24 protein-coding genes, 3 tRNA genes, 1 rRNA gene, 1 other RNA gene and 1 pseudogene are annotated in these 24923 nt (G+C 37.6%); 28 read left to right on the forward strand and 2 right to left on the reverse strand.

The genetic code is table 11. The features are described from left to right. The 3 genes and pseudogenes from EV203_RS11365 to EV203_RS11375 all read left to right on the forward strand — a co-directional run. A pseudogene (locus EV203_RS11365) lies at positions 1 to 155 on the forward strand (IS200/IS605 family accessory protein TnpB-related protein); the annotation flags it as partial. 147 nt (positions 156 to 302) lie between these two features. Then, the gene (locus EV203_RS11370) at positions 303 to 2915 is read left to right on the forward strand and encodes a calcium-transporting P-type ATPase, PMR1-type (protein ID WP_132040714.1); all 2613 of its coding nucleotides are present in this window, start codon (positions 303 to 305) and stop codon (positions 2913 to 2915) included. Between the two features lie 87 nt (positions 2916 to 3002). Beyond that, positions 3003 to 3647, forward strand: coding sequence for a hypothetical protein (locus EV203_RS11375; protein WP_009609905.1), 645 nt, complete (start codon positions 3003 to 3005; stop codon positions 3645 to 3647). Here the strand turns inward: EV203_RS11375 and EV203_RS11380 are convergent. After that, positions 3634 to 5331 carry an ABC-ATPase domain-containing protein gene (locus EV203_RS11380; RefSeq protein WP_132040716.1) on the reverse strand — a complete coding sequence of 566 codons (1698 nt, stop codon included), beginning with the start codon at positions 5329 to 5331 and terminating at the stop codon, positions 3634 to 3636. The genes EV203_RS11375 and EV203_RS11380 overlap by 14 nt on opposite strands. Positions 5332 to 5464: 133 nt before the next feature. Here EV203_RS11380 and EV203_RS11385 point away from each other — a divergent pair, with 133 nt between their 5' ends. The 7 genes from EV203_RS11385 (at position 5465) to EV203_RS11415 (ending at position 9797) form a co-directional block, all read left to right on the forward strand. After that, positions 5465 to 6178: an SGNH/GDSL hydrolase family protein gene (locus EV203_RS11385; RefSeq protein ID WP_011024561.1), complete on the forward strand. Its 714-nt coding sequence runs from the start codon at positions 5465 to 5467 to the stop codon at positions 6176 to 6178. A gap of 16 nt (positions 6179 to 6194) precedes the next feature. Further along, positions 6195 to 7517 carry a transglutaminase-like domain-containing protein gene (locus EV203_RS11390; protein ID WP_011024562.1) on the forward strand — a complete coding sequence of 441 codons (1323 nt, stop codon included), beginning with the start codon at positions 6195 to 6197 and terminating at the stop codon, positions 7515 to 7517. A gap of 67 nt (positions 7518 to 7584) precedes the next feature. Beyond that, positions 7585 to 8031: a nucleoside deaminase gene (locus EV203_RS11395; RefSeq protein WP_011024563.1), complete on the forward strand. Its 447-nt coding sequence runs from the start codon at positions 7585 to 7587 to the stop codon at positions 8029 to 8031. 4 nt (positions 8032 to 8035) lie between these two features. Next, a tRNA-Ser gene (locus tag EV203_RS11400) sits at positions 8036 to 8126 on the forward strand. A gap of 13 nt (positions 8127 to 8139) precedes the next feature. After that, a tRNA-Ser gene (locus EV203_RS11405) sits at positions 8140 to 8233 on the forward strand. 149 nt (positions 8234 to 8382) lie between these two features. After that, positions 8383 to 9312: a tyrosine-type recombinase/integrase gene (locus EV203_RS11410; RefSeq protein WP_243700690.1), complete on the forward strand. Its 930-nt coding sequence runs from the start codon at positions 8383 to 8385 to the stop codon at positions 9310 to 9312. Between the two features lie 122 nt (positions 9313 to 9434). Continuing rightward, positions 9435 to 9797, forward strand: coding sequence for a DUF6075 family protein (locus EV203_RS11415; RefSeq protein ID WP_132040720.1), 363 nt, complete (start codon positions 9435 to 9437; stop codon positions 9795 to 9797). A gap of 122 nt (positions 9798 to 9919) precedes the next feature. On the opposite strand, the gene EV203_RS11420 is transcribed toward EV203_RS11415, so the two are convergent. After that, positions 9920 to 10978, reverse strand: coding sequence for a hypothetical protein (locus EV203_RS11420; RefSeq protein ID WP_132040722.1), 1059 nt, complete (start codon positions 10976 to 10978; stop codon positions 9920 to 9922). 115 nt (positions 10979 to 11093) lie between these two features. Between EV203_RS11420 and EV203_RS11425 the strand changes: the two genes are divergently transcribed. The 18 genes from EV203_RS11425 to EV203_RS11505 form a co-directional block, all read left to right on the forward strand. Then, positions 11094 to 11333 carry a helix-turn-helix domain-containing protein gene (locus EV203_RS11425; protein ID WP_132040724.1) on the forward strand — a complete coding sequence of 80 codons (240 nt, stop codon included), beginning with the start codon at positions 11094 to 11096 and terminating at the stop codon, positions 11331 to 11333. A 381-nt stretch (positions 11334 to 11714) separates the two neighbouring features. Further along, positions 11715 to 12059 (forward strand): hypothetical protein, encoded by a 345-nt coding sequence (locus EV203_RS11430; protein WP_132040726.1) that lies wholly within the window; start codon positions 11715 to 11717, stop codon positions 12057 to 12059. Between the two features lie 24 nt (positions 12060 to 12083). Continuing rightward, positions 12084 to 13895, forward strand: coding sequence for a CHC2 zinc finger domain-containing protein (locus EV203_RS11435; protein WP_165911612.1), 1812 nt, complete (start codon positions 12084 to 12086; stop codon positions 13893 to 13895). Continuing rightward, positions 13873 to 14679, forward strand: coding sequence for a hypothetical protein (locus tag EV203_RS11440; RefSeq protein WP_132040730.1), 807 nt, complete (start codon positions 13873 to 13875; stop codon positions 14677 to 14679). Before EV203_RS11435 ends, EV203_RS11440 begins: the two co-directional genes overlap by 23 nt. A gap of 357 nt (positions 14680 to 15036) precedes the next feature. Next, positions 15037 to 15279: a hypothetical protein gene (locus tag EV203_RS11445; protein WP_132040732.1), complete on the forward strand. Its 243-nt coding sequence runs from the start codon at positions 15037 to 15039 to the stop codon at positions 15277 to 15279. 178 nt (positions 15280 to 15457) lie between these two features. Continuing rightward, complete coding sequence (locus EV203_RS11450) at positions 15458 to 15964, forward strand: hypothetical protein (RefSeq protein ID WP_132040734.1); 507 nt, start codon at positions 15458 to 15460, stop codon at positions 15962 to 15964. A gap of 36 nt (positions 15965 to 16000) precedes the next feature. After that, a complete protein-coding gene (locus tag EV203_RS11455) occupies positions 16001 to 16357 on the forward strand; it encodes a sigma factor-like helix-turn-helix DNA-binding protein (protein WP_165911613.1) in 357 nt (118 codons plus the stop codon). Positions 16358 to 16865: 508 nt separating this feature from the next. Beyond that, a tRNA-Ser gene (locus EV203_RS13455) sits at positions 16866 to 16961 on the forward strand. A gap of 25 nt (positions 16962 to 16986) precedes the next feature. After that, positions 16987 to 17253: signal recognition particle sRNA large type (ffs, locus tag EV203_RS11460), an RNA gene on the forward strand. Positions 17254 to 17408: 155 nt separating this feature from the next. Next, a complete protein-coding gene (locus EV203_RS11465; protein ID WP_132040738.1) occupies positions 17409 to 19307 on the forward strand; it encodes an HD domain-containing phosphohydrolase in 1899 nt (632 codons plus the stop codon). Positions 19308 to 19404: 97 nt separating this feature from the next. Continuing rightward, complete coding sequence (dnaX, locus tag EV203_RS11470) at positions 19405 to 20961, forward strand: DNA polymerase III subunit gamma/tau (RefSeq protein ID WP_132040736.1); 1557 nt, start codon at positions 19405 to 19407, stop codon at positions 20959 to 20961. A 60-nt stretch (positions 20962 to 21021) separates the two neighbouring features. After that, entirely contained in the window at positions 21022 to 21357 is a 336-nt protein-coding gene (locus tag EV203_RS11475) for a YbaB/EbfC family nucleoid-associated protein (RefSeq protein WP_022588083.1), read from the forward strand. Between the two features lie 9 nt (positions 21358 to 21366). Next, positions 21367 to 21966 carry a recombination mediator RecR gene (gene recR / locus EV203_RS11480; RefSeq protein ID WP_009609901.1) on the forward strand — a complete coding sequence of 200 codons (600 nt, stop codon included), beginning with the start codon at positions 21367 to 21369 and terminating at the stop codon, positions 21964 to 21966. Positions 21967 to 22109: 143 nt separating this feature from the next. Beyond that, the gene (locus EV203_RS11485) at positions 22110 to 23282 is read left to right on the forward strand and encodes an HD domain-containing phosphohydrolase (protein WP_022588082.1); all 1173 of its coding nucleotides are present in this window, start codon (positions 22110 to 22112) and stop codon (positions 23280 to 23282) included. Positions 23283 to 23332: 50 nt separating this feature from the next. Continuing rightward, positions 23333 to 23605, forward strand: a complete 273-nt coding sequence (locus EV203_RS11490; RefSeq protein WP_132040737.1) for a DUF2508 family protein — start codon at positions 23333 to 23335, stop codon at positions 23603 to 23605. A gap of 53 nt (positions 23606 to 23658) precedes the next feature. Further along, on the forward strand, positions 23659 to 23931 hold the full coding sequence (locus tag EV203_RS11495; RefSeq protein WP_022588080.1) for a pro-sigmaK processing inhibitor BofA family protein: 273 nt from the start codon (positions 23659 to 23661) through the stop codon (positions 23929 to 23931). An 82-nt stretch (positions 23932 to 24013) separates the two neighbouring features. Continuing rightward, on the forward strand, positions 24014 to 24280 hold the full coding sequence (locus EV203_RS11500) for a DUF1657 domain-containing protein (RefSeq protein WP_022588079.1): 267 nt from the start codon (positions 24014 to 24016) through the stop codon (positions 24278 to 24280). A gap of 309 nt (positions 24281 to 24589) precedes the next feature. Further along, positions 24590 to 24923 (forward strand): 16S ribosomal RNA (locus tag EV203_RS11505); the annotation flags it as partial.

Genomic DNA, 24923 nt, shown 5'->3' on the forward strand with positions numbered 1-24923 from the left:
TGCTAGAACCTCTGGATGGAACAAGTTTTAGTGCCTATGATTTCTGGCGAGTTCTCAAGGTAGCGGTGGTGACTCCACTCTCTCCTGAGAAGGTACCAAGAGACTTCTCTGCCCTAAAAAAGCTGTTAATTCAGGGCAAGTGGGGAGACCCGTAAGGGCGCGAGTTCCTGCTTCTTGGGGCAGGGGCTATGGCTTTCCCAAATACCGCCTGCTGGGGCTGGGAAAGTCTGAAGGGCGGACTACAAATACCCCAGCTGCCCAAACTGCACAGTCTTGCACAGTTTGGGTAACCAGGGGTGCTAATGAAGAAGTATTGGAATATGCCAATAGAAGAAATAAAAAAAGAATTAGAAACTGATGATGTGTATGGGTTGACGCAAGAGCAAGTCAATGAGAGATTGTTAAAACACGGCAAGAACATTTTGAGAGAAAAGGAAAGAAAATCCATATTCTCTTTATTTATGGAACAGTTTAAAGATTATATGGTCCTGATCCTTATAGTTGCTTCTATTATATCTTTCTTTCTCGGAGAGACAACGGATGCGAGTATAATATTAGCTATTGTAATTTTAAATGCGTTGTTGGGAACGGTTCAGGAAAATAAAGCTGAGAAATCGCTTGAAGCTCTTAAGAAATTGTCTCAGCCTCTTGCAAAAGTAATAAGAGATGGAAAAGTAATGGAAGTTGAAGCATCATCTCTTGTAGTAGGAGATGTAGTGTTAATAGAGGCAGGGAATATCATACCTGCAGATGGGAGATTGGTAGAGGCTAAAAATCTTAAAGTAGATGAATCAGTATTGACTGGTGAGTCAGTACCTGTTGAAAAAGTTGATACAGTAATAGAAAAAGAGGATATACCTTTGGGTGATAGATTTAATTTAGTTTACATGGGAACTACTGTTACTTACGGTAGAGGAAAATTTATTGTAACTGTTACGGGCATGGATACCGAAATGGGAAAAGTAGCCAGCTTAATAGAAAATGAAAGGGACGTTAAAACACCTCTTCAATTAAAGCTTGAAGAACTGGGTAAATATTTGGGGACAGCTGCCCTCCTTATAAGTGGAATAATGTTTGGAGTAGGAGTGCTTCAAAAAAGGCCAATATTTGACATGTTTATGACGGCTGTTAGTCTTGCTGTTGCTGCGATTCCTGAGGGGCTTCCTGCCATTATAACTATTACCCTTGCTCTTGGTGTGCAGAAGATGAGCAAGAAAAATGCGATAATAAGAAAACTTCCGGCTGTAGAAACGCTTGGCAGTACAAGTGTTATTTGTTCTGACAAAACAGGAACCCTTACACAGAATAAGATGACTGTTGTGAAGCTTTATGTTAATGATAGAAAAGTGAATGCCCAAAAAGATGAAGTAAAACAAGAAGATTATTTCCTTTTAAAGAATGCTGCATTATGTACTGATGCTTTTATAGATGAGGAAGGAAAAGGGATTGGCGATCCTACGGAAGTTGCGATTGTTGCTGCGCTAAATGATTTGGTAGGCTTAAAAAAAGCCGATATAGAAAAAGAATTTCCAAGAGTTGCAGAAATACCTTTTGATTCAGATAGAAAAATGATGTCAACAATACATATGGTGGATAAAGAAGGCTTTAGATTAATTACCAAGGGAGCGCCTGATAATATCATAAAAAGGTGTAAATATATTTTGAAAGAAAATAAGATTTTACCCTTTGATGAAATAGAAAAGAATAAGCTAAGTTCTATCAACGAAGAAATGGGAGGAGAGGCCTTAAGAGTTATTGCAGTTGCGTATAAAGATATAAAAGAAATACCTGAAAATTTGAGTAGCGATGAAATGGAAAAAGATTTGATATTTATAGGGCTTATAGGTATGATAGATCCACCGCGAAGGGAAGCCAAACATTCAGTTGAGATATGCAAAAAAGCAGGAATAAAACCTGTTATGATAACAGGTGACCATAAGATAACGGCTTCTGCGATAGCAAGAGAGCTTGGAATTCTTGAGGATAATGATGAAGCAGTAACAGGTGAAGACCTTGACAGAATTTCTGATGACGAGTTGGCAGAAAGGATAAAAAGAATATCTGTTTTTGCAAGGGTATCTCCTGAGCACAAAATGAGAATTGTAAAAGCGTGGCAAAAAAGAGGTGCTGTTGTGGCAATGACAGGTGATGGTGTGAATGACGCACCTGCCCTCAAACAAGCAGATATTGGAGTCGCAATGGGTATAACTGGTACTGATGTTGCAAAAGAAGCAGCAGATATGGTTTTAACAGATGACAATTTTGCAACAATCGTTGCAGCAGTAGAAGAGGGTAGAACTATATTTGCAAATATAAAGAAAGCTATTCACTATTTATTAAGCTGTAATTTTGGTGAAATAGTCACACTGTTTATTGCTACAATATTAGGAATGCCAATGCCTTTAAAGCCTGTTCATATACTGTGGGTGAATCTCATAACTGATAGTCTTCCGGCACTTGCTCTTGGATTTGAACCGCCGGAAAGAGATATAATGGAGAAGAAGCCCAGACCAAAAGGAGAAAGTATTTTTGCAGGAGGGTTAGCTTATAGAATACTTTTTGAAGGTATGTTAATTGGATTGGTTACATTAATTGCTTTTGTAATAGGACTTAAACAAAATATAGAAACTGCAAGGACTATGGCTTTTGCGGTGCTGACTTTATCGCAGCTTGCTCAAGCTTTAAATGTAAGGTCAGACAAGTCCATTTTTAAGATAGGATTGTTTACAAACAAATACATGATTTTTGCTTTGATAGTGGCGATTTTGTTACAGGTTATTCTAATTGTAACTCCTTTAAACGCAGTATTTGGACTTAAAAATATTAATGTTTATGATTGGGATATAATTATTGCAATGGCAATTTTACCTCTTTTAGTAATGGAAGTGGTCAAATTTTTCAAAAAAGCGAATTAACTTTTTATGCTAGACAAAATTAAATTGAGTGAGTATAATAGGGGAGAGCTGAATTTTAATTAAAAATAGGGCCTGGGTGAATTTGCGATGAAGGTGGCATGGAGTGCGACCCACAGTGAGTTTTTGCTCTCAGACGGGTATTACTTTTCAGGCCTTCACAGAGAACTTTTAAAAAGAGGGATAGTAGTAGAAGAAGTAGGAGATTTTGAGAAATTGTTTCAATACGATGTGGTGATATTTAACTATCCAGAAGACCCTTTTGATGAGAAAGAGAAGATGATTATAAAAAAAGCCCTAGAAAGTGGGAAGAAGAAAATAATCTTTGCTTCCCACTTTAGAAATAAAGATGAAGTTTCAGAAATTTGCAATGGGGTTACGAAAGATTACGGAATATACATACTTCCGGAAGGCGTAAAAGAAAAGGAGTTTTATCTGGAAGAAGACCCTTTCATAATAACTACTGACCAGATTTTCCTTTATTCTGAAGGAGTAAAGGAAATAGTCTTTCCTTATGCAGCTCCTATAGAAATTAGGGACAGAGTAGAAGTAGTGTTAAAAGGGAGAAGTACCAGCTTTACAGATAGCAATGGGACTTCTCCCGTATTGATAGCACAGAAAAGTTTTGATTCTGGAAGTAAGCTTATAGTCTGTGGAAGCTGTATTTTTTGGGATAATTTTTCTCTATTTAAATTGGACAATCTGCAGTTTGTAGTAAACCTCATTTCACTTTAAAGCTTCTTAACCTGTTGATGGCTGCTGCTACTTCTTGGATTCGAGGTAGAGCTAAATTGCCTGGGTGCTTCCCATAAAATGGGGAGACTATTTCCAGGCCTTTTTCGTTTATATCCTTGAATACCGCCTTTAAAATTTCTTTCAAACTTTTTCTCTCATCTATGTATTTTTCCATGTATCGTATTATTTCTGCTATAGCATTAGTCTGGCTCTTATCTACAATTTGTTCAACATAATCAAGTTCAATTTCTTCATATCCAAGGCGTATAGTTTCTTTGTCTTTGGATTTTACTTTTTTCCCCTTTGCTCTAAGCCCTTCTTTGAGAGGTATTCGATCTTTCACAGCAATAGGAATGTCTTCAGACTCTATTTTTATTTCTGTCTTTATTTCTTGTGCAATTTTCTTAGCTTCTTCAGTTACGTCAAAAGGCCTGTAATTGTGCATTTTTATGACGCAGTCTGCTACATCGAAATAATCTCCACTGCCGCCCATCACCAAGATGGTAGATATTCCATTCTGCTCATAAAGTTGCCTTACCCTATCTATAAAAGGTGTAATGGGCTCTTCATCTTTGGCAATTAATTTTTGCATTCTGGCATCCCTTATCATGAAATTTGTAGCAGATGTATCCTCATCTAGAAGGAGAAGGCTGGTACCTATCTCAATAGCTTCAATTATGTTTGCTGCTTGAGAAGTACTGCCGCTAGCATTTTCTGTAGAAAAAGAGGTGGTGTCCTCGCCGTTAGGCAAGTTTTTTATAAAAGCGCTTATATCCACTTTTTCTATCCGTCTTCCATCTTCTGCCCTTATTTTTACGGCGTCTTCTACAGTTATTACAAATTCCCTTCCATCCCCCGGAATGTGATTGTAGACCCCTCTTTCTAAGGCTTTAAGAAGAGTAGATTTTCCGTGGTACCCTCCGCCGACAATAAGAGTGACTCCTTGAGGGATGCCCATTCCAGTTATTTCTCCTCTATTTGGGAGAGTTACCTTGACTCTTAGGCTTTCAGGGGATTTGAAAGGCACTACGTTTTTACCCTTCAAAGGTTTGTCGCTTACGCCGCTTTCCCTTGGAAGTATTGACCCGTCAGCGACAAAAGCCACAAGTTCCAATTCTTTAAGAAGATTTCTTAGATAGTCTTGGTCTTCTACAGTAGTGACCCAAAGCCATATTTTATCTACATTTAAATTTTTCTTTAAAAGGCCTTTTTCCACAATTTGAGGTATGAAGTCTAAAAGTTGTGTCAAAGCTCCTCTTCCATTTATTTTTCTTCCAAAAGCAGGAAGGCCAACATTCATCCTTGCTTCTATGTAATTTTCTGTTACTACCATTGCGCTTCTTTTTAATATCTCCTGTCCTCCTTTATCTATGTATATATTACCGCTATGACCCGTTCCTTTTATTGAAGGCAGCTTTTCTATCACCTGGGCTACTGACCTTGTTAAAAAATCTTCCAGCGCTACCTGCCTAGAAGAGTTGCTGAAGAGTTCTTTTTCAAAGCCTGATATACTCAGGGGGACCCGGACTCTAATCCTTGAAGGTGGAGCAAAAGGGTCTGGTTGGACATAATCTATGTAAAGTGTAAATTTTTCAAACTCGTATTCTCCTTCTATTTCTTTATAAGCTTTATACCCTTTTCCATCAATTTTATCTATTATTTTTTTCAATTGCTCCTTTGTCATCTTCCCCAACTCCTTCTGTGAAAATGCTCTAGTATTTAGTTTAATACTTTTTAGAAATAAATTCAAAAACTTTTGAAACCCACTCTAAAAATGGTATAATGATAGTGAGATTTCATTCCTTGGAGTGGTAGAAATGCCAAAGGAAAGCTATTCGATCTTGCTGGCAGGAGATTCAATTTCTAGGGGGGTTGTGTTGGACAGAGAGAAAAATAAATACGTAATAACGGAAAGAAATTATGTCAATCTTGTGAAAGGGCGTATAAAAGGGACGATAAAGAATATATCTAGATTTGGAGCAACTATTTTAAAGGGAATTGAAATGATAAAAAAAGAATTTGTGAGGGAAAAACCCGATGTGGTAGTTTTAGAATTTGGGGGAAATGACTGTGACTTTGACTGGGAACAGGTAGCGAAAAATCCTGAGATGGAGCATTTCCCAAAAACGGATTACCACCTTTTTATACAAAAATTAAAAGAGATAATTGAATTTTTAAAAGAATTTGAGGTTGTTCCTGTGTTGATGACATTACCTCCTTTGGATGCGGATAGGTATTTGAAATGGATTAGCAAGGCAAGTAAGGAGGTGGAGGAAAATATCCTTAGATGGCTGGGGAGTGTGACAAAGATATACTGGTGGCAGGAGCGATATAATTCGGCGATAAGGGTAATTGCTGAGGAAACAAAAACTCTTGTGATAGATGTAAGGAGCGCATTTTTGTATTATCCAGATTTTAGAAATTTTCTTTGTGAGGACGGTATTCATCCAAATGAAGAGGGGCATAAGATAATGGCTCATAAAATAGGTGAATATTTGAAGAAACATTATCCATTTCTTTTAAAAATCTAAGAGGGGGAGATGTCAGATGGAATTTATGAATGTCAGTCTTCCGGAAGAAATTGCAAGAGAAGAGAACTTAGGAAATTACGATAAGGCTTTGAAGCTTATTGACAGATGGCTCAAAAAGGATATACCCTCATGGCTTAAGAAAAGGCTTATTTTTGAAAAAGACAGGATAAAGGTTCTTCTGTCAAGTTATCCTTACACGGAGGAAGAGGCAATTAAAAAAGGTAAAGAGGTTATTAAAAGTTTTACTGAGGAAGAGTTTTATAAACTTTTGGAGGAGGGAATTGTTGATTACATTGTTGTCAATGGAGAGAGAAAATATGAGAGAAGGTATGCTTACAATATAGGATATGCTCTTCCTGAGTATAAAGAAAGGATAGCAAGGTCTGAAAGCGTAGAAAAAGACAGAAAATTGCTCAATGAGAGGCTGAATAGCCTAATAAAAGGAGATAAAGCAAAGGAATATAGAGTTAAAGCGCGAATAAGTTTAAAAATAGAAGAAGATGTAAAAGATAAAGTAAGAGTCTGGCTTCCTTTTCCTAAAGAAGAATTACAGCAAAAAGATGTAAAGCTTATATCAAAGAGCCACGAAAAATATACTCTTGCTCCCAGTGAAGCTCCTCAGAGGACGATTTACTTCGAAGGGAAAAGCTCGGAGGAGTATTTTGTGGAATTTGAATATACCATAACAGAGTGGGTAAACAGAGTGGAACCTGAAAAAATCACAGAAGCAAAAGGCAGTGTTTTTCTAGAAGAACAGCCTCCTCACATAGTTTTTACTCCTTATCTTAAAAAGCTTGCCTACGAAATTGTGGGAGATGAGAAAAATCCATATTATAAAGCCAAAAAGATATACGATTGGATTACTTTAAATGTAAATTATTCTTACGTTAAACCTTACGCCGTTTATGATAATATATCTCAGTTTGTTGCTTCTAATTTGAAAGGGGATTGTGGCTTTCAGGCGCTTTCATTTATAACACTCTGCAGGATTGTAGGGGTGCCTGCAAGATGGCAGTCTGGGTGGTACATAAGTCCTTTCTTCACATCTCCACATGATTGGGCGCTGTTTTTTGTACCACCTTACGGCTGGTTGCCTGCAGACCTCTCCTTTGGAGGACGTTACAGGGAAAATGAAGAACTTCGCAATTTCTACTTTGGAAATTTGGACGGGTTTAGAATGGTTGCTAATAGCGATTTTATGAAGGATTTTATTCCATCTAAGACTCATTGGAGAAGTGACCCTTGTGATAATCAAGTGGGCGAAGTAGAGACAATGGATAGAAATATTTATAATTTCTCATATGAAATGAATATTTTGGAATTTAATTCCATAAATTAATGATTGTGTTCACTTGACATGAGAGAGATTCTCTGATAAAATACATTCATGCAGAGAGTGAAAAGCAATGGCAAATAAATTTATGGAAGAAGCCTTGAAAGAAGCGAAGAAAAGCTACGAATTAGGCGAAGTTCCTGTTGGAGCTGTCATAGTGAAAGATGGGGAAATAATAGCGAGAGGACATAACCAAAAAGAATCGTCAAAGGATGCCACAGCTCATGCAGAAATAATTGCCATAAGAGAAGCCTGCAGAAGGTTGGGGAGTTGGAGGCTTGAAGATTGTAGCTTGTATGTGACGCTGGAACCCTGTCCCATGTGTGCAGGTGCTATTGTTGAAGCTCGAATAAAAAGAGTCTATATAGGGACAGAGAGCCCAAAAGAAGGGGCAGCTGGTTCGGTTATAAATATCTTGAATAACAAAGAGTTAGGGACTAGCACTGAAGTTTACTTTGGGATAATGGAAGAAGAAGCGAAGGAACTTCTCAAAAAGTTTTTTGAAAATTTAAGAGAGTAAGTGCGGAGAGATGGCTGAGTGGTCGAAAGCGCTCGCCTCGAAAGCGAGTGGGCGAATTTTTCGCCTCGAGGGTTCAAATCCCTCTCTCTCCGCCACTTAGAAGACCGCGGAGAGATGACCGAGTGGTCGAAGGTGCACGACTGGAAATCGTGTGTACCCTTTAAAAGGGGTACCGAGGGTTCGAATCCCTCTCTCTCCGCCATTTTTATCGATTTTCAAAGCGAAAAAATCGTAGGTTACAGCAAATAAACTCTTACAGAAACCGCAAAAATACGACTGAGTGAAAAAAATTGAATAACCTACAAAGAATCGTGTCGACACAACCACCCCGATGAATGGCAAAAAGAGGGGGTGGCTTTTTTGTTACTTAAATTTGCAATTGAGGAATTCCTTGAGGACAGAAAGTTTAAAAACCTAACAGAGATAACAGTAAAGGGCTATGAAAGAAGTTTAAAGGCTTTCCATGACTACATCGTATCAGAACACCAAATACTTAATATCGAAGACGTCAGACCATATCACATCAAAGCCTATCTCTCCTATAGGAAGAAAGAATTAAAGAACAATGCCGAAACCGTCAATCATGAAATACGCAACCTCAAAGCATTTTTCAACTACTTTGTGAAGGAAAGAGTAATAAGTGAGAATCCTGTAACTGTACCTGTCCAGAAAACAGACACCAAAATTGAAACCTTCACAGATTACCACATACGCCAGATGTTGAGGTATTATCGCAAACAAAGACAGAGGGGAGATAATTTTTACGCCTATAGGGGATACATCATGATTCTAATTCTTTTAGGTACAGGAATACGGCTGGGGGAGATGTGCAATCTCAGATGGAAAGATATTGATTTTGTCAATGCAAAAATGACGGTGATAGGTAAAGGCAGGAGACAGAGGACTATACCTCTAACGGACAATTTGAAGAAAGAATTGATGGAATGGAGATTCTATGTGGAAAAGAAACTGGGGAATGTGACGGAAGACAGCTTTGTTATTCCTACACAGACAGGGAAAAGAATGAACGAAAATTCAGTGAAGACCTTTTTCCAGAGGCTTAAAAAAATTATGAACTTCAGAGATGTAAGACTGTCACCACACACTTTCAGACACACATTTGCGAAGCAGTGGATTTTAAGCGGTGGAGATGTTTTTTCCCTTCAAAGAATTCTAGGACACAGCACTATTGAAGTGACAAACAAGTATGTGAACTTATTCGGCAGTGCCCTAAAGGAACAGAATGATAAGTTTAATCCTTTGAATAACATGGATTTGTGAACGTTGTGTTCACAAATATCCTCAATTTGAGGAAAGTTAAAAGAAGAGTTTCGTACGAAATTCGTACAAAGCAAAAGAAGAATATTAACCAAATTGATTAAAGTTGAAAGGAGAGAAGATTTATGCCTTCTGAGGTATATGTAAAGCTTGAAATTGAGGAAGACCATTTAAAACGGTTATCTGACCTCTTAGAGAGGGATAAAACACATATAGAGGACAAAGAGAGGATTGCTTTGTTTTATATTCTGTCAGGGAAAGACAGTCTCTATCAAAACATTGACAAGATTTATGACTTTGAAAACCACACAATAAAACCAGAGTGTTTAAATGATGGTGAATGGACAAGTGAAGATAGAAAACTAATTGCATTGGCATTTAATCTTTACAACAACTATGAAATAACGCCACTAGAGGTGTTTTGGGGATTGAGTAAGGATTCCTTCCTACTGGCATTGATAGGCATTGTAGAGAGGGTTTATGGCTAATTTTCAAAGGGAGTCCTCTAAAAGGACATCCTTATGAGGTGTTGATGTGACACCAAGTGTCACAGAAATAAAAAGGGACTGCAATTTTGCAATCCCTCTTCCTATAGGCAAAAACAGGGTAGCTAACTGCTACTCTGTTTTTTTATTATCTCTTGTATTTTTTCAAGAGTGGCGTAAGCTTTTTGTTTTTCAGTGAGTTGTTTATGTATTTCTTCTACAGTGTAACCCTTTTGATACAATTCTACTACTCTCTTTTCTGTTTTATGTGCGTATTGTCTACAGTGTTTACCAGTTGGGATATCTACCCATTTACTGGTTTTCTCATCGTATTTTTTGATACTTTCGGGACAAAATTTTTGTCCTTTTTTTTGTGGTACAAATAACGAATGGCAGAATTCACATTCTTTAACAGGTCTTTGCTTAAAAACATCGAGATATAACTCATAGTATAAAACAGCTAAAAGATTCTTCAAATAAAGGTACTGCTTATATTCTTTGGTGTCAGTGACAAATAATATTTTCACAAATGAATTCTCTACTAGTACTTCATTGATTTGTTTTATCACAAAATATTTTGCTACATCGAATAATTCAGTGTCTTTATCGGTAATAAATACGGGATTAACGGTTATGTAAAGTTTAGAACTTATAAGGTTCAACATATATTTGCCGTCACCAAGAGGCTTAATTGTTTTTTCAAGTTTAACATAATCTACATCATCGGGGTTTTGTACATCTAAAGCTTCTGCAATAAAAACAAGGTTTTGAATTTGCTTAATATGTTTACGCCAATCTTCAATATATGTTCCTTCCCTTACGATATTCGAGGATACGAAAAAATTCGGGCATAAATCACCATATTTATTGGCGAATTCTAATATACTTTCGGTATTATTATAATCAACTTCTGCAAATTTTTTATACAATTGAGGTTCGATGATTAAAGGGTTATATTGCCTAAGACTTTTCTCATAAGCTAATTTAAATGATGTGTAAAGACCTTTTTTATTCCAACGATTCAAGATTTTTTCTCTTATATTTTGTGGTTTTGAATGTAGTAAATCTTTTAATTCGGGAAAATTATCTAAATTATCATCTTTTGTTCCCAAGCTTTTACCCATAACCAATTCTAAACCATCGCCTATAGGAGGAAGTAAAATCCAAGCATATACATGTTCCATCTCTTACACCTCTTTTTTTGAGGTTACGCATAGGTTACGCAAAATCATTTGAATATCTGTAATTCCTATTGTACCATATAAGTTAGGAAAAAGCAATGGGAGGAGGTTATTGCTTATGACTAAATTAGAAGCTTTAAGGAAGCAGAAGGGGTGGACTCAAAGAGAGGTAGCCGAAAGATTGCACATCAGCGGGTCTATTATTTCCCAAGTAGAAAAGGGTTTTCGGAAGGCTTATCCTAAACTTATGAGGCGGCTGGCAGAGGTTTTCGAAGTAGAGGTTTCCGACTTGTTCGAAGATGATGGCACACCCAAGTTATTAGAAGAAGATTACATTGTTTTGCCAGTGAGGAGGTAGCAGGGCACAATGTATCATCTCTTTCTCTAATTCACTTTCCAAAGGGGGCGAATGTGATGAAATTAACACCACTTCAAGCCATTAGGAAGAAGTGTTTACAATGTAGTAATAATCAACCAAAGGAGGTGGAATTATGCCCAATCAAAAGCTGTCCTCTATATCCATTTCGCTTTGGGAAAACACAGGATGACCCTAACGAAAAATAAACGTATACATGCCTTCCTTTTGATTTGGTGTTATATTCCAGCCTTGTATATCGCTTAAATACTGGCGTACATGGTTGGAATAATTTACAAAAATCGAATTTTTGGAGATAAAACTTTGGGGGTACATTTATATCTCCCACACATTAGTTTTGAAAACTCTTTTGGAGGTGGTAGGATGAAATACATTATTCAAAATCCGATTACAGGTAAAAAGGTACTTACGGGAGAATTGATAGAAGATACCTTCTGCAAGAGGGTGAAGTCAAGTCAAAAGTTGCGGATTTTAGACTCATACGGAATCGAGGCGAGTGTGGTGGAAGATTTGAAAAAAAGAGGATGTAAAAAAATCGTCCTCATAGAGGACGGCAAGAAAGAGTATAGTGTGTCTTTTAACACCTTTTACACCAAAGCAATTAGGGAAACTTTTGGAAAATCTTCATATCAGTTTTATCTCCCCATGAAATACTGGGAGAAAGCTAATGAGGAACAGCAAGGAGAACAATTAGTTATTAATCTCTAAAATCCCCTAGTGAGGAGGATGGTTATGGATATTGCAACCCTCAAGAAGAAGGTCGATATAGCGAATATCATTTCTCATTATGTCGAGTTAAAACGGGAGGGGACAAGCTACAAAGGGCTTTGTCCCTTCCATCCTGATACTAATCCCTCTTTTAGTGTATCACCTAAAAGAGGGATTTACAAGTGCTTTGGATGTGGAGTTAGTGGAGATGTTTTCGACTTTGTCCAGAGGATAGAAAACTGCACATTTGACGAAGCAGTGAAAAAGGTGATGGAAATGGCAGGAATTGATGAACCTCTTCCTATAGGGAAGGAAACAGAAGAACACAAAGAGGATTTTTCAAAATTTGTGGAGGAAGTACATAAGAATATCGACAAAACCGATTACCTATCAAAGCGAGGCATTAGCGAAGCATTAATCAAAAAGTATCATATCGGTTTTGATGGGGAAGGTGTCATTATTCCTCTTTCCTATAGGGGTGAAATTGTAGGTTATGTGAAGAGGTTTATTGAAGGAGAGAGACGCTATTACAATCCCAAAGGAGTGAAATTGGTACCGTTTAACATAGCTGTAAAGCAGGATGTTGTCTTTGTAACAGAAGGGATATTTGACGCCTTAGCAGTAGAGGAAGTTATCGGCTTACCTGCAATAGCTTTGCTGGGCAGTCAAAACCATAACGTTTTGTTGGAGAATTTGCATTGCGACCACTACATCATCATGCTTGATAATGACGAAACAGGGCAAAAACAAGCTTTAGAGTTATACAACAAACTGAAGGGGAAAGGGAAAAAGGTGACTTTATTTGACAGCAGTCTCTATCCTGCCGAAGTTAAAGACCCAAGTGAGTGGCTTGTCAAGAATAAGGATGGATTTAAGAAAGTTTTGGACTTATACGTTACAATTGCGAGGAAGCCTTATTCTCTTAAAGCATTGACGCTAAACTACCAAAATACCTTTAGGGCGGGGAAATATAAGCCTATCCCTACAGGCATAAAAGCTATAGATGATGTTTTAGAAGGCGGTTTAAGAAAAGGCATGTTCTACACCATTGGTGCAATGCCAGGGACTGGGAAGAGTAGCTTGTGCATTCAAATGACTGATTCACTAGCAAAAGCGGGTTATAATGTCATATACGTCTCTGTTGAAATGTCGGAGTATGAAATACAAACAAAACTATTTGCAAGAGAATTTACACTAACACGCTTACAGAAGGGCTTTTTTGAAAAAAAAGATGTGCTTATTCAGACTGAACTTTTAAAAGGTCATATTGCCGATAAAGACAAGCTTACTGCCTTTAATGAAATCATTAAAAATTATATTAACGAAGTAGGCGAAAGGATACACATTGTCTTTACCACCTCTTTGAATGAGGTTAGAAAGGCAGTTGAGATGGTACCCAACAGTATCCTGATTGTCGATTATCTTCAAAAGGTACAGCCTAACGGGAAATTTCAGACGGATAAACAGCGTATTGATATGGTCCTAAATGAATTGAATGAGATAAAAAACAGATACGAGATACCCACTTTGCTTGTTTCAAGTATAAACAGACAAAGCTATAACAGTGAAGGCGAGATGTCAGCTTTTAAAGAAAGCGGAACTATCGAATACGACACAGCAGGGGCTTTTGTGATGACAACGAAGAAAGATGGAAACACAAAAGACCTCATCGGAGAGGATGGTTTGAAGGGAGTGTACAAACATGTCTACTTAGAATGTGTGAAAAATCGCTATGGGCAGGTAGGAGAAAAGAAGGAACTTGTGTTTTACCCCTTATTTAGCCATTTTGAAGAAAAAGAAGGAGGGATTGAAGATGAGTTATTTAGTGGACGCTAATTTAGTTATTAATCCTATCTTCCCTTTACGCCATGTGCTACCTGAAATATTAAGCGACAAGGAGGTGAAAAGAGAAGATGGAACAACATTTACACCTCTAAGATGGCAGTATAAAACAGCAGACGGCGGAGAAGTAATTGTAGTTTCGAGTAATAAACTCACCCCATTTGACAGCATGGTTTACAGAACCATTATCACCTATAGGCAGGAAAAAGGAATTAAGGAAAACCATTTTGAAATACCTGTCAACTATATTATGCAAAAAACGGGGCTAAATTTCAATAAGACAGTAGAACGGGAAAGAATTGAGAATTCTCTCCTAAAACTAATGGACACCCACATTTTAATCGAAAAGTACCTCAAGAAAACCGAGAAGGGAAACATAAGAGAAAAAACATATTTCAACCTGTTAAGCGGTTTTGGTTATCGTCAACCTGAAACAAAAAAAGGAAGAGGGCATGTGAAGAAAATACATGTACAACTACCACAGGTTTTATGCGACAACTTAGATAATGGATATGTAGCTAGAGGCGAAATCGAAACGCTTAAAAAAGTCCTAAAAAGCCCTCTAGAAACAAGGATTTACGATTATTTGACTGCCCGATGTGCCAAAGGGCAGGAACACATCAGAAACTTTACCGCTTTTTGTAGAGAGGATGTGGCAATGGAAAAGGGAGAAGACGGCGAAAAAGAAGTGTTGAAAGCATTGGACAGCATGAAAAAGAAAGGTATAATTGATTACAACATTGATGGAAATAACAATTTAAGGATAAAACTGCTTTAACCCCATATACCCATGGGGGGTATATCAAAATTGGAAAAAATTAATATGTAGGAATTACCTAGCTAAAACTGTAGGAATTACCCCCCGAAAACTGTAGGAATTACCCCCGTAAAACTGTAGGAATTACCTCTTTTTCGAGACCGCAAACCCGCATGAATACTGAGTTTTTCTCTCTTAAAATTTAAAATATAAAATTTAAAAGAGAATTCCTCCCTATAGGTCGGAATTCTTGATATACCCCCTATACAAATATGCCACTAGGGGAAGGAGAAAATACCCCCACATGAGAAAGAGACAGCCTTAAAAGAGAGGTGTGTGTTTTCTTCCTAGAGGTTTATTTTAACAGGAGGCGATAGAATGGAACTGGACATATTAGGTCTTACACCACAACCTCCCCGCAGGCTGGACCCTATTGAAAAGGCAATGACAAAAACGGCGAAGGAATGGGAAAAAATCAGAAACAAGGCAAAGTCAGACGAGGAGTGGATATACTACAACGCTTTAAAGCGGCTAAGAGAAGCAATCGACAGAAAGCATAAGCTTGATATTGAGTTATGGTCCTTTAATGTTTCCTCTCTAGAGGAAAAATTGTTTTTCTGAAATGTTAAAAAATGTCCAACAAATGCAACCTTTTAAAATCCTGCAGTAGGCTATAAATCAGGCTTTATTGGGTTTTTGGCATATTTTACATTAACACCAATCGTACGAAATACATTTCTTTGTATAAACTTGCTTACCGTTTGTGTTTAGGTATAAAATAAGTGGCGAGGTGGTTAGAGTGGCGAAGAATTACAAAAGACAACAAGGGCTTACAATTGAACAGCTAAACGCCATCGACCTATTAGTTATGGGCATGACAGACCAAGAAGTAGCCGATAAGGTAGGAGTAAACAGAGTAACGGTAACAAGTTGGAGATTATATGACCCTTACTTTCAGGCTGAACTTAACAAGAGGCGGAAAGAGGTATGGGGTGCAAGTATAGACAAAATGAGAAGCTTGATACCGAAAGCATTAGAGACTGTTGAAAATGCAATTAAACAGGGCGATGTAAAAACAGCATTGGAGTTTTTAAAGATGGCAGGAATGGGAGATGTGTTTGTAGGCAATATTGGAGAAGATGAACCAGAGGAAATAATCGAGAGACTTGCTAAAGAGAAAGAAAATAAGGCACTATTCGAACCAGATACTCACAGCAGGGAAGTGTATAAGGAATCCGTATTGGATGAGTTGAATGAGTTGGCGGATAGGTTATTAAGACTGCAACAGGCAGGGTACTCAAAATGAGAGTACCTTTTTTGTTATGCAGAGGTGGGGATGGTAATGGAGTTGTTAAATGATTATTATTGGCTTTTGCAGAATATCAAGAGTTATAAGAAAATGCTATCACAGTTAGAAGCAGACGCTAAAAAATACAAGCAACAAGGCTTATTGAAAAAGATAGAGGAACTACAAAACCTCTATGAGACAAAAATACAGGAAAGCCTTGAGAAGCAAAAGAAAATAGAAGAGGCTATTGAATGCCTACAGGGTGTAGAAAAGCAAATTATACTTTTGCGGTACAAAGAAAATAGGACATGGGAAGAAATAAGCCGTGAAATGAATTACAGCTATTCTCAACTACATAGGATACACAGAAAAGCATTAAAAAAGTTTGAAGAAGCTTATAAGAGGAGTTAAGGACGACTTCAGTATTACTTAAGTCATGGTGGTACGACAATGAAGAAAAGGGGCACAGATTGTGCGTACCCTATTACTTTGAATGCTAAGAAATGCTAAGTCTGAACCTCAAGTTTTGCAATGTTTCTTCCCTAGAGGAAAAACTGCCTTTGTGATAAGGTAGGGAAAATAGCGAAAGCAATAAGGACCCCAGATGCCTTAAAAAGCCGTAGAATCGTTTTTTTATGATAGAAGGCATATTTTTATATGTCTATGCGAATAAAAACCGTCTCTAGGGCAAATACAGACGCCTATTTCTCCCTAGAGGAGAGAGGACTTTAAGGTGGTGAGTTAAAGTCACCTCCTTTACTTTTACACTTTAAAGCACGCAATTATACGAAATCACCATTTTGTATAATTATTTTTATCCAATTACCTATTGCCAATACGTTTTTTCTATGGTATACTTAAAATGCACTCACTAAGGAAAAGAAAATAGTAAGTGGTCGTGTCGAAAAAGGAAAAAGGTGGAGAAAGATTTAGAATATCCAAAAAATGCCTAACTGGAAATCGTGTGTACCCCTAAAAAGGGGTACCGAGGGTTCGAATCCCTCTCTCTCCGCCATTTACATTTAAGAAAATAATTGGGGCCGTACTAGATGGGGAGGTAGCGGTGCCCTGTAGCCTGCAACCCGCTATAGCAGGGTCGAATTCCCAGGCTGAGGCCTGATTTCTGTAAGGCCTGGCGCAAGTAAGTGGCGTTGATACTTGAGTCCTGCGCAACGGAGATTTGCGAACCCCGTCAGGTCCGGAAGGAAGCAGCGGTAAGCAAACACCTCCGTGTGCCGCAGGGGTGCTTGAGTGGAGCTAACTGCTTGCGTAACGCTTATGGGGACAGGTCGAAGCTGGGTGTACGGCCCCTATATTTATGCCCATTTACTGTAAAAATTTTCCTTATAATATTCTTATAATATTTTTTCTTCTCCATCTCAAATTGGCTTAAGATCAAGTTTTTTTTACCGAAATAAATAAAGGGATGCATTTTCACATAAGAAAAGAGATGGAGGAGAATATGTTTAGAAGAGAGTACAGAAAAAAGCTTTTTGTTGTTCTATTTGGGGTTTCATTTTTTGTGTACTTTCTATCTCTTGTGCATTTTTTGTCGGGCTTTGAAAAAAGGATTTTTATTGGCAGTTTAATTTTATTGATCTCAATGGGGTTGTCAAGTTTTTTGTCAAAAAAATTGTCAGAACCTATTGAAAAATTAGAAGAAGGGGTAAAGAGGATAAGCCAGGGAGACTTTGGCTATCGATTGGATGTAAAATCTTCTCAGGAATTTGAGGAACTTTCAAAAAGTTTTAATTTTATGGCTCAACAGCTGTCCTATGCTTATGAAAGGTTAAAGGAGCAGACAGATAATTTAATAAGGCAGAATGAAGAATTGCAGGAATTCAATGCGGAACTGGAGGCTTCTTATGAACAGCTGGAGGCTTTAACGCGGGAACTGGAGCTTTCAGAGAGGAAGTACCGCCTTTTGGTGGAAAATATAAGGGATATTTTATGGGTGACCGATAAGAACTTTATAATTGAGTTTGTGAATTCAAGAGTAGTTAGGTATCTAAACTATACACCTCAAGAGTTAGTTGGGAAAAGTCTCCTTGAAATTGTAGATGAAGAGGCAAAAGAAACTTTAAAAAACATGATGGAAGGCAAAGTGAGATTTGCAGAGGTAAGTTTTAGGACTAAAGATGGGCTTTTGCTGTTGACAGAAACCCATGTTAAGAGATTAAAAGTTGATGAGGAAGTTATAGGACTTCAGGGTATTTCGAGAGATATTACAGAGACTTACTACATAAAAAAGCAGATTGAAGAGAAAAACAACGAAATCCTGGCTATAAGCGATGTGGGTAGATTAATTACATCTGGCAGCGATATGAAAGAGGTGTTAAAAGCTATTGTAGAAAAAGTTGCCGGATTACTCAATTCTCCTCTCTGCGCTGTAAGGGAATATCATCCTTCTTCAGGGAAATTCTTACTATTAGCGAAGGGTGGAGAATTAAAAGATTATCCAGTCTCTGAGGAAATAAGGCTTTCTGAAAAAGATATTGAAGAGCTGGTGACTTCAAAAGAGATCAAAATAAAAGATGTGGATGAATTTCCTCACAGTGAAAAGGTGACGCCCATTTTTAGAGCCAAAGATGTGTATTCGGTGGTAGTTGTTCCACTAGTTTTTGGTGGTGAAACGAAAGGGATTTTGACTGTATGGGCTTCTACTAATACAGTGAAGAATATGAGTTTATTGAGGTCAGTTGCCAGTGCGATTTCTTTGGCAATGGAAAATTCCAAGCTTTACGAAGAGATAAAGAAGGTCTATATAAAGACTATAGAAGCATTGGCTTATGCTATAGAGGCAAAGGATATTCACACAAAAGGGCATTCCATGAGGGTATCTCAGTATGCGGCTTTAATAGGAGAATATATGGGATTTTCCAGAGAGAAAGTGGAGCAATTGAGAATTGCAGGGATTTTACACGATATAGGGAAGATAGGGATAAGGGATTCCATTCTTCTAAAGAAAGGAAAGTTGACTCAACAGGAATATGAAGCTATGAAATTGCACCCAGAGATAGCGAGAAAAATATTAGCACCAATAGATTTGCCTAAAGAGATACTTGAGGCTATTGCAAAGCATCATGAAAGGTATGACGGAAAAGGTTACCCTTATGGATTGAAGGGGGAAGAGATACCTATTGAAGCCGCGATTTTGGGGGTTGCTGATGCCTTCGATGCAATGACTTCAGACAGGTCTTACAGAAAGGGTATGAGCATTGAAGAGGCTGTCAATGAGGTTTTGAGAAATAAAGGAACTCAATTTCACCCTGAAGTGGTGGATGTGTTCATTTCTATATACATGAATGAAAGGCACAGATTAGAAGAAATAAAAAATCAAGTTTTAGAATCTGCCTCTTAAAAGCTCGGTCTTTGAGAAGAGACCGAGTTTTATTTTGAAAAAGTGTAGCGAAGTCTAAATTTTTTTGCTACAATTTAATATAACGGGGTGTTAGAGTATGTATCAGTCTTTGTACAGGAAATACAGGCCAAAAAGTTTCAGTGAAGTTGTGGGGCAGGACCACATTGTGAGGACTCTGAGGAATCAAATAAAAATGGGAAGGATAGGGCATGCATATCTTTTTACAGGCACAAGGGGGACAGGGAAAACTAGTGTAGCAAAAATTTTTGCAAAGGCGGTAAACTGTTTAAATCCAAAAGACGGTGAGCCCTGCAATTCCTGTGAGGTGTGTCAGGCGATAAACACTGGTACTACTATGGATGTCTTGGAAATAGATGCTGCATCTAATAACAGCGTGAATGACGTGAGAGAACTTAGAGAGTCTGTAATCTACTCTCCTTCTTTGACAAAGTACAAAGTATATATAATAGATGAAGTGCATATGCTTTCTACAGGAGCTTTTAACGCCCTTTTAAAAACACTTGAAGAGCCTCCTCGCCATGTGATTTTCATTCTTGCTACCACTGAACCTGAGAAACTGCCTGACACTATCCTCTCGCGTTGCCAGAGGTTCGATTTTAAAAAGATACCGACAAAGCAGATTGCACAGAATCTAGAGAGGATTTGCAGAGATAGCGGTATACAGATTGAAGAAAATGGGATAAAGGCTATCGCTCTTTATGGAAATGGTTCAATGAGAGATGCGATAAGTCTTTTAGAGCAATGTGCTTCCTACAAAGAAGGATTGATAACCTATGAAGATGTTTGTGAAATATTGGGAGTTGCGAATGAAGAAATGCTTTTTTCACTTTTAGATCATATTTACGAGAAGGATGCGGTGGCTTCTTTACAGCAACTGGATAAAATATTGTCCTATGGAATAGATTTAGGAAATTTTCTAAGGTCCTTTACTTATATGCTAAGAGATATGGTTATATACAAAACTGGGGGAGATGAGCTAATAGAGATTTTGTACGGAGATCAAGAGACCATAAAAGCAAAGTCGCAGAAATACAGCATAGGATTTTTGACAAATGCTTTGGAGAAGTTTACTGCTTTGCAGAGAGAGATAAGATATGCTGTTTCACCTGTTACATTGCTTGAATTGACGATTTTAAGACTTATTAGGCCGGAAATTTCTTACGATATGGGAAGCTTGATAGCTAGAATAGAAGAGCTAGAGGAAAAAATAAATAAAGGGTATGTGGCAACAAAAGAAGAGAGTCCGAAAACCCATGAAAAAGATGAGCTAGAAAAAAAGGTTAATGCTGCAAAAGAGGCAAAAGAAGAAAGGGAGGAAATTGATTTAGGAAGAGTTTGGCTTGAAGTAAAGGGAATTCTCAAAAAGGAAAGGATGATGCTCTATACTTTCCTAGAGAAGGGTGTTCCCCATTTAAAGGATGGCAAAATTGTTGTGGAGTATTCCGAAGAAGACGCTCTTTTGGTGGAACAGCTTGGTAGGCCAGAGAATAAAGACTTTATTGAAGCAGTAGTAGAAAAAGTGGTGAAAAAAAGAATTCCAATAGAGTTTGCTCTAAAAAAAAGCGAAGAGGACCTTTTAATTAAGCAGGTAAAGGAATTTTTTGGGGATGGAATTGACATAGAAATAATATAGTGCAAAAGAGGCAAAAAGCACATATTCTAAAATAGAGTAAAAGAATTGGGAGGTAATGAAATGGCAAAAGGTGGATTTCCAGGAGGATTTAATATTAACAATATGATCAAACAGGCACAACAGATGCAAGAAGAAATAAAAAAGTTGCAGGAAGAGTTAATGCAGAAGACAGTGGAGGGTACTTCAGGGGGAGGAATGGTAAAAGCGGTAGCAAACGGGAGGAAAGAACTTGTAAGCATAAATATAAACCCCGAAGTGGTAGATAAAGACGATGTAGAGACTTTAGAGGACCTGGTGTTAGCAGCTGTGAACCAGGCTTTGAGAAATGCAGAAGAAATGATTGCTTCTGAAATGGCTAAAATAACAGGAGGATTTAATATTCCAGGTTTGTTTTGAGGTGGAAAGATGAGTTACTATTCTACTTCTGTGGCAAAGCTTATAGAGGAACTTTCTAAATTGCCTGGGATAGGACCCAAAACGGCCCAGAGATTAGCATTTTTCATAATAAATATGCCTTTAGACGAAGTAAGAAGTCTTTCTCAGGCTATTATAGAAGCGAAAGAGAAATTGAGATATTGCAAAATTTGTTTTAACATAGCTGATAAAGAAGTGTGTGACATATGCAGTGATGAAAATAGAGACCATTCCACCATATGTGTTGTATCTCATCCAATGGATGTAGTAGCAATGGAAAAGGTAAAAGAATACAAAGGAGTATACCATGTTTTACATGGAGTAATTTCGCCCATAGAGGGAGTGGGCCCAGAGGACATAAGAATAAAAGAGCTTTTGGAAAGAGTAAGGGATGGCAGTGTAAAAGAAGTCATACTTGCCACAAATCCAGATATAGAAGGAGAAGCTACAGCAATGTATATAGCTAAACTGCTGAAACCCTTTGGAGTAAAGGTTACAAGGATTGCTCATGGCATTCCTGTGGGAGGAGATTTGGAGTATACAGATGTTGTGACTTTGTCAAAAGCTCTAGAGGGAAGAAGAGAGGTGTGATGGGGAAGCTCCTATTAGGCAGAGCCTAGTAGGGGCACTTTTATTAATTTTTAGAATAATGTCGAAAATTGTATATACAGCTTTAAAAAAGTAGTGTATAATATTATCAAATGAAAATAATTATTAGCTAGGAGGAATAAAATGTGAATTTGAGTTACAATAATCTATTGTCAGCTTTTTCGTTGGCTCTTGACGTACAAGAGTATAAAAACATGGGACATGCAAGAAGAGTTGCATATGTTTCTCTCAGGATTTCAGAAATGCTTGGATTTGATGAGGAAGAAAAGAAAAAGGTCTATTACTCTGCTCTTTTACACGATATAGGCAAAGGCGATATATATGAAGATTTTTACACAGAGGAATGGTGGAAACATGCGGACAGAGGCAGTAAAATTGTTTTAAAATTGCCTTTTGGTGAGAATTTTTCAGAGATTATAAGGTATCACCATGAGAATTACGACGGAAGTGGGCATTTTAAGTTAAAAGGAGATGAAATCCCACTAGGAGCTCAGATAGTTTTTATATCAGATCAGTTCGACATAAGGTACACTTCTTTGTCTCACAAAGAGAGAGAATACAATATAAGGGAAAATTTAAAAGAATGTGTAGAGACTAATATAGGGAAAATGTTTAACCCTTTGGTTTCAAAGGCATTACTTGAACTTATGAAGCAGGAAAAGTTCTGGCTTGATTATAAGTTTTTTGACATAAAAAGTATACTAAATAAAATAGAACCCAAAGACACTATTCCAATTGGAATCGACGAATTGGAGAATATAGCAGAAGCTTTTGCAGATATTATAGATACCAGAAGCCGTTTTACATACGAACATTCTAGAGGGATTTCAAACCTGGCCTATCAAATGGCTAAAGTATTAGGCTATGATGAAGAAACTTCTAGGAAGATAAGAGTTGCGGGGCTTTTGCATGATTTAGGGAAACTAGCTGTACCTAATTCTATACTTGACAAACCAGGCAAGCTTACAGAAGAAGAATTTATGGTGATGAAATCTCACGTTTATTACACGAAGATAATTTTAAAAGAAATCGGTGGAATAGATGAAATAGCCGAATGGGCAGCAAATCACCACGAGAAACTCGATGGAAGTGGATATCCTGAAGGGTTGAGAGGATATGAAATGGGGGATATTGATAAGCATATTGCTGTATGCGATATATTTCAAGCTTTGACGGAGGACAGACCCTATAGAAAGGGAATGAGCACCAAGGAGGCTATAAGAATTATTGAAAAAGAAGTTAAAAATGGAAAGTTGAATGGAGAGTCTCTGGAAATTTTGAAAAAAGTGGTTTTTTAAAGGTATACTCAACCGTATTTTAGGAAATAATACGGTTGAGGAGGGATTATATGGGCATACTTTTTGATTACTTAAAAGAGATGGCTGCTACCAAAAATATTTATGAGTATAATTCAGATGGGATGCAATTGGTGGATGAAGTGAAGCGCACAATAAAAGAGTTGAGAGATGCTGAAATTTATTTCCATAACGTTACAGACCCTGATTTGGTTGATTATGCTATATATCGGTTAGAAAGCCTCAAGAGAAAGTACATATACTTGCTAAAAAAAGCAAAAGAAGAAGGAGTAAGTTTTGATAATTTTTCTTCTCTCCTATCATAATTTGTCCTCCCCCTAAGTATAAATATAACAGTAAACTCTTAGGGGGTTTTTATATGAACATAAGCATTGAGTACAATATAATAATTGCGTATTTGGTTGGGCTGTTTTTGCTTTACCTTTTGGGATGGCTCTTAGTAGTTCCTCGTAAAATTTTAATTAGAATTATATTAAATGGGATTATAGGTGGTATAATACTCTTTTTCATAAACATAGCAGGAAAATCATTTGGCATATTTATAGCTATAAATCCTGTAACTGCGCTTATAGCAGGTTTTTTAGGAATACCAGGCATAATACTTCTGATAATCTTACAGTATATTGTTTGAAGTTGACACAGAAATAAACAGTTTAAATCCTCCTTGTTTTTGAAATAATAAGTTTTGAAAAAAGACAAAAGGAGGATTGGATATGACTGTAAAAAGCGATATAGAAAAAGCAATTGCTTCAGCGCAAGCAGCACTTGGCACTTATGCACAGTTTGCTAGTGCTACAGAAGACCCTGCTGCAAAACAAATGTTCCAGCAGATGCAGCAGGACATGCAAAGGCATGTTACAATGCTCACTAACAGGTTAAATTATCTTAATTCCAACAATAAATTAAATCAGCAATCTCAACCTACACAGCAGGCTACACAGCAAAATCAACAAAATGTCCTTACAAACAAAAAACAATAAGTAAAGGAGGCTTCGTGCCTCCTTTATTAAGATAAGGTTTACGGAGATAAAAGGAATAAAAATGAGCATAAGGATGTAATAAAGAAATACTTTAGGTTAAATAATTGTTATTGAAACTTAACTCTGTTTTTTTGAGGTTGAGATGTTTTTTGAAATGTGGTATATTATAAGCACGCTCTTAAACGATCTAATTAACTTTTTTTGTTATGTTGACAAAATCTTAAATTTGTGATAAGATAAAAAAGCTTTCTTGAGGGACCTTGAAAAGTGGACAGCGAGGCTAGGGAGAAGAGGTAAGTTTTTAAGGATTAGCTGGAGAGTTTGATCCTGGCTCAGGACGAACGCTGGCGGCGTGCCTAACACATGCAAGTCGAGCGGGCCTGTCAAGGCGTTATGTTTTGGCAGGTTTAGCGGCGGACGGGTGAGTAACGCGTGAGCAACCTACCCTTGAGACAGGGATAACCCTGGGAAACCGGGGCTAATACCTGATATACTCTATTAGGGCATCCTGATGGAGGAAAGGGCGGGAAGCCGCTCAAGGATGGGCTCGCGTCCCATCAGCTAGTTGGTGAGGTAACGGCTCACCAAGGCGACGACGGGTAGCCGGCCTGAGAGGGTGGTCGGCCACACTGGGACTGAGACA

Origin of the sequence: Caldanaerobacter subterraneus, from assembly GCF_004345675.1 — a bacterium.
In the GTDB taxonomy this organism is placed as follows: domain Bacteria; phylum Bacillota; class Thermoanaerobacteria; order Thermoanaerobacterales; family Thermoanaerobacteraceae; genus Thermoanaerobacter; species Thermoanaerobacter subterraneus.

What these genes read in the sequence shown, in the direction of transcription:
- EV203_RS11435 (WP_165911612.1), top strand. Translation starts at nt 12,084, where the DNA reads ATGGATATTGCAACCCTCAAGAAGAAGGTCGATATAGCGAATATCATT.
- EV203_RS11375 (WP_009609905.1), top strand. Translation starts at nt 3,003, where the DNA reads ATGAAGGTGGCATGGAGTGCGACCCACAGTGAGTTTTTGCTCTCAGAC.
- EV203_RS11455 (WP_165911613.1), top strand. Translation starts at nt 16,001, where the DNA reads ATGGAGTTGTTAAATGATTATTATTGGCTTTTGCAGAATATCAAGAGT.
- EV203_RS11395 (WP_011024563.1), top strand. Translation starts at nt 7,585, where the DNA reads ATGGCAAATAAATTTATGGAAGAAGCCTTGAAAGAAGCGAAGAAAAGC.
- EV203_RS11500 (WP_022588079.1), top strand. Translation starts at nt 24,014, where the DNA reads ATGACTGTAAAAAGCGATATAGAAAAAGCAATTGCTTCAGCGCAAGCA.
- EV203_RS11440 (WP_132040730.1), top strand. Translation starts at nt 13,873, where the DNA reads ATGAGTTATTTAGTGGACGCTAATTTAGTTATTAATCCTATCTTCCCT.
- EV203_RS11415 (WP_132040720.1), top strand. Translation starts at nt 9,435, where the DNA reads ATGCCTTCTGAGGTATATGTAAAGCTTGAAATTGAGGAAGACCATTTA.
- EV203_RS11425 (WP_132040724.1), top strand. Translation starts at nt 11,094, where the DNA reads ATGACTAAATTAGAAGCTTTAAGGAAGCAGAAGGGGTGGACTCAAAGA.
- EV203_RS11420 (WP_132040722.1), bottom strand. Translation starts at nt 10,978, where the DNA reads ATGGAACATGTATATGCTTGGATTTTACTTCCTCCTATAGGCGATGGT.
- EV203_RS11445 (WP_132040732.1), top strand. Translation starts at nt 15,037, where the DNA reads ATGGAACTGGACATATTAGGTCTTACACCACAACCTCCCCGCAGGCTG.
- recR (WP_009609901.1), top strand. Translation starts at nt 21,367, where the DNA reads ATGAGTTACTATTCTACTTCTGTGGCAAAGCTTATAGAGGAACTTTCT.
- EV203_RS11385 (WP_011024561.1), top strand. Translation starts at nt 5,465, where the DNA reads ATGCCAAAGGAAAGCTATTCGATCTTGCTGGCAGGAGATTCAATTTCT.
- EV203_RS11490 (WP_132040737.1), top strand. Translation starts at nt 23,333, where the DNA reads ATGGGCATACTTTTTGATTACTTAAAAGAGATGGCTGCTACCAAAAAT.
- EV203_RS11495 (WP_022588080.1), top strand. Translation starts at nt 23,659, where the DNA reads ATGAACATAAGCATTGAGTACAATATAATAATTGCGTATTTGGTTGGG.
- EV203_RS11475 (WP_022588083.1), top strand. Translation starts at nt 21,022, where the DNA reads ATGGCAAAAGGTGGATTTCCAGGAGGATTTAATATTAACAATATGATC.
- EV203_RS11465 (WP_132040738.1), top strand. Translation starts at nt 17,409, where the DNA reads ATGTTTAGAAGAGAGTACAGAAAAAAGCTTTTTGTTGTTCTATTTGGG.
- EV203_RS11390 (WP_011024562.1), top strand. Translation starts at nt 6,195, where the DNA reads ATGGAATTTATGAATGTCAGTCTTCCGGAAGAAATTGCAAGAGAAGAG.
- EV203_RS11380 (WP_132040716.1), bottom strand. Translation starts at nt 5,331, where the DNA reads ATGACAAAGGAGCAATTGAAAAAAATAATAGATAAAATTGATGGAAAA.
- EV203_RS11370 (WP_132040714.1), top strand. Translation starts at nt 303, where the DNA reads ATGAAGAAGTATTGGAATATGCCAATAGAAGAAATAAAAAAAGAATTA.
- EV203_RS11430 (WP_132040726.1), top strand. Translation starts at nt 11,715, where the DNA reads ATGAAATACATTATTCAAAATCCGATTACAGGTAAAAAGGTACTTACG.
- dnaX (WP_132040736.1), top strand. Translation starts at nt 19,405, where the DNA reads ATGTATCAGTCTTTGTACAGGAAATACAGGCCAAAAAGTTTCAGTGAA.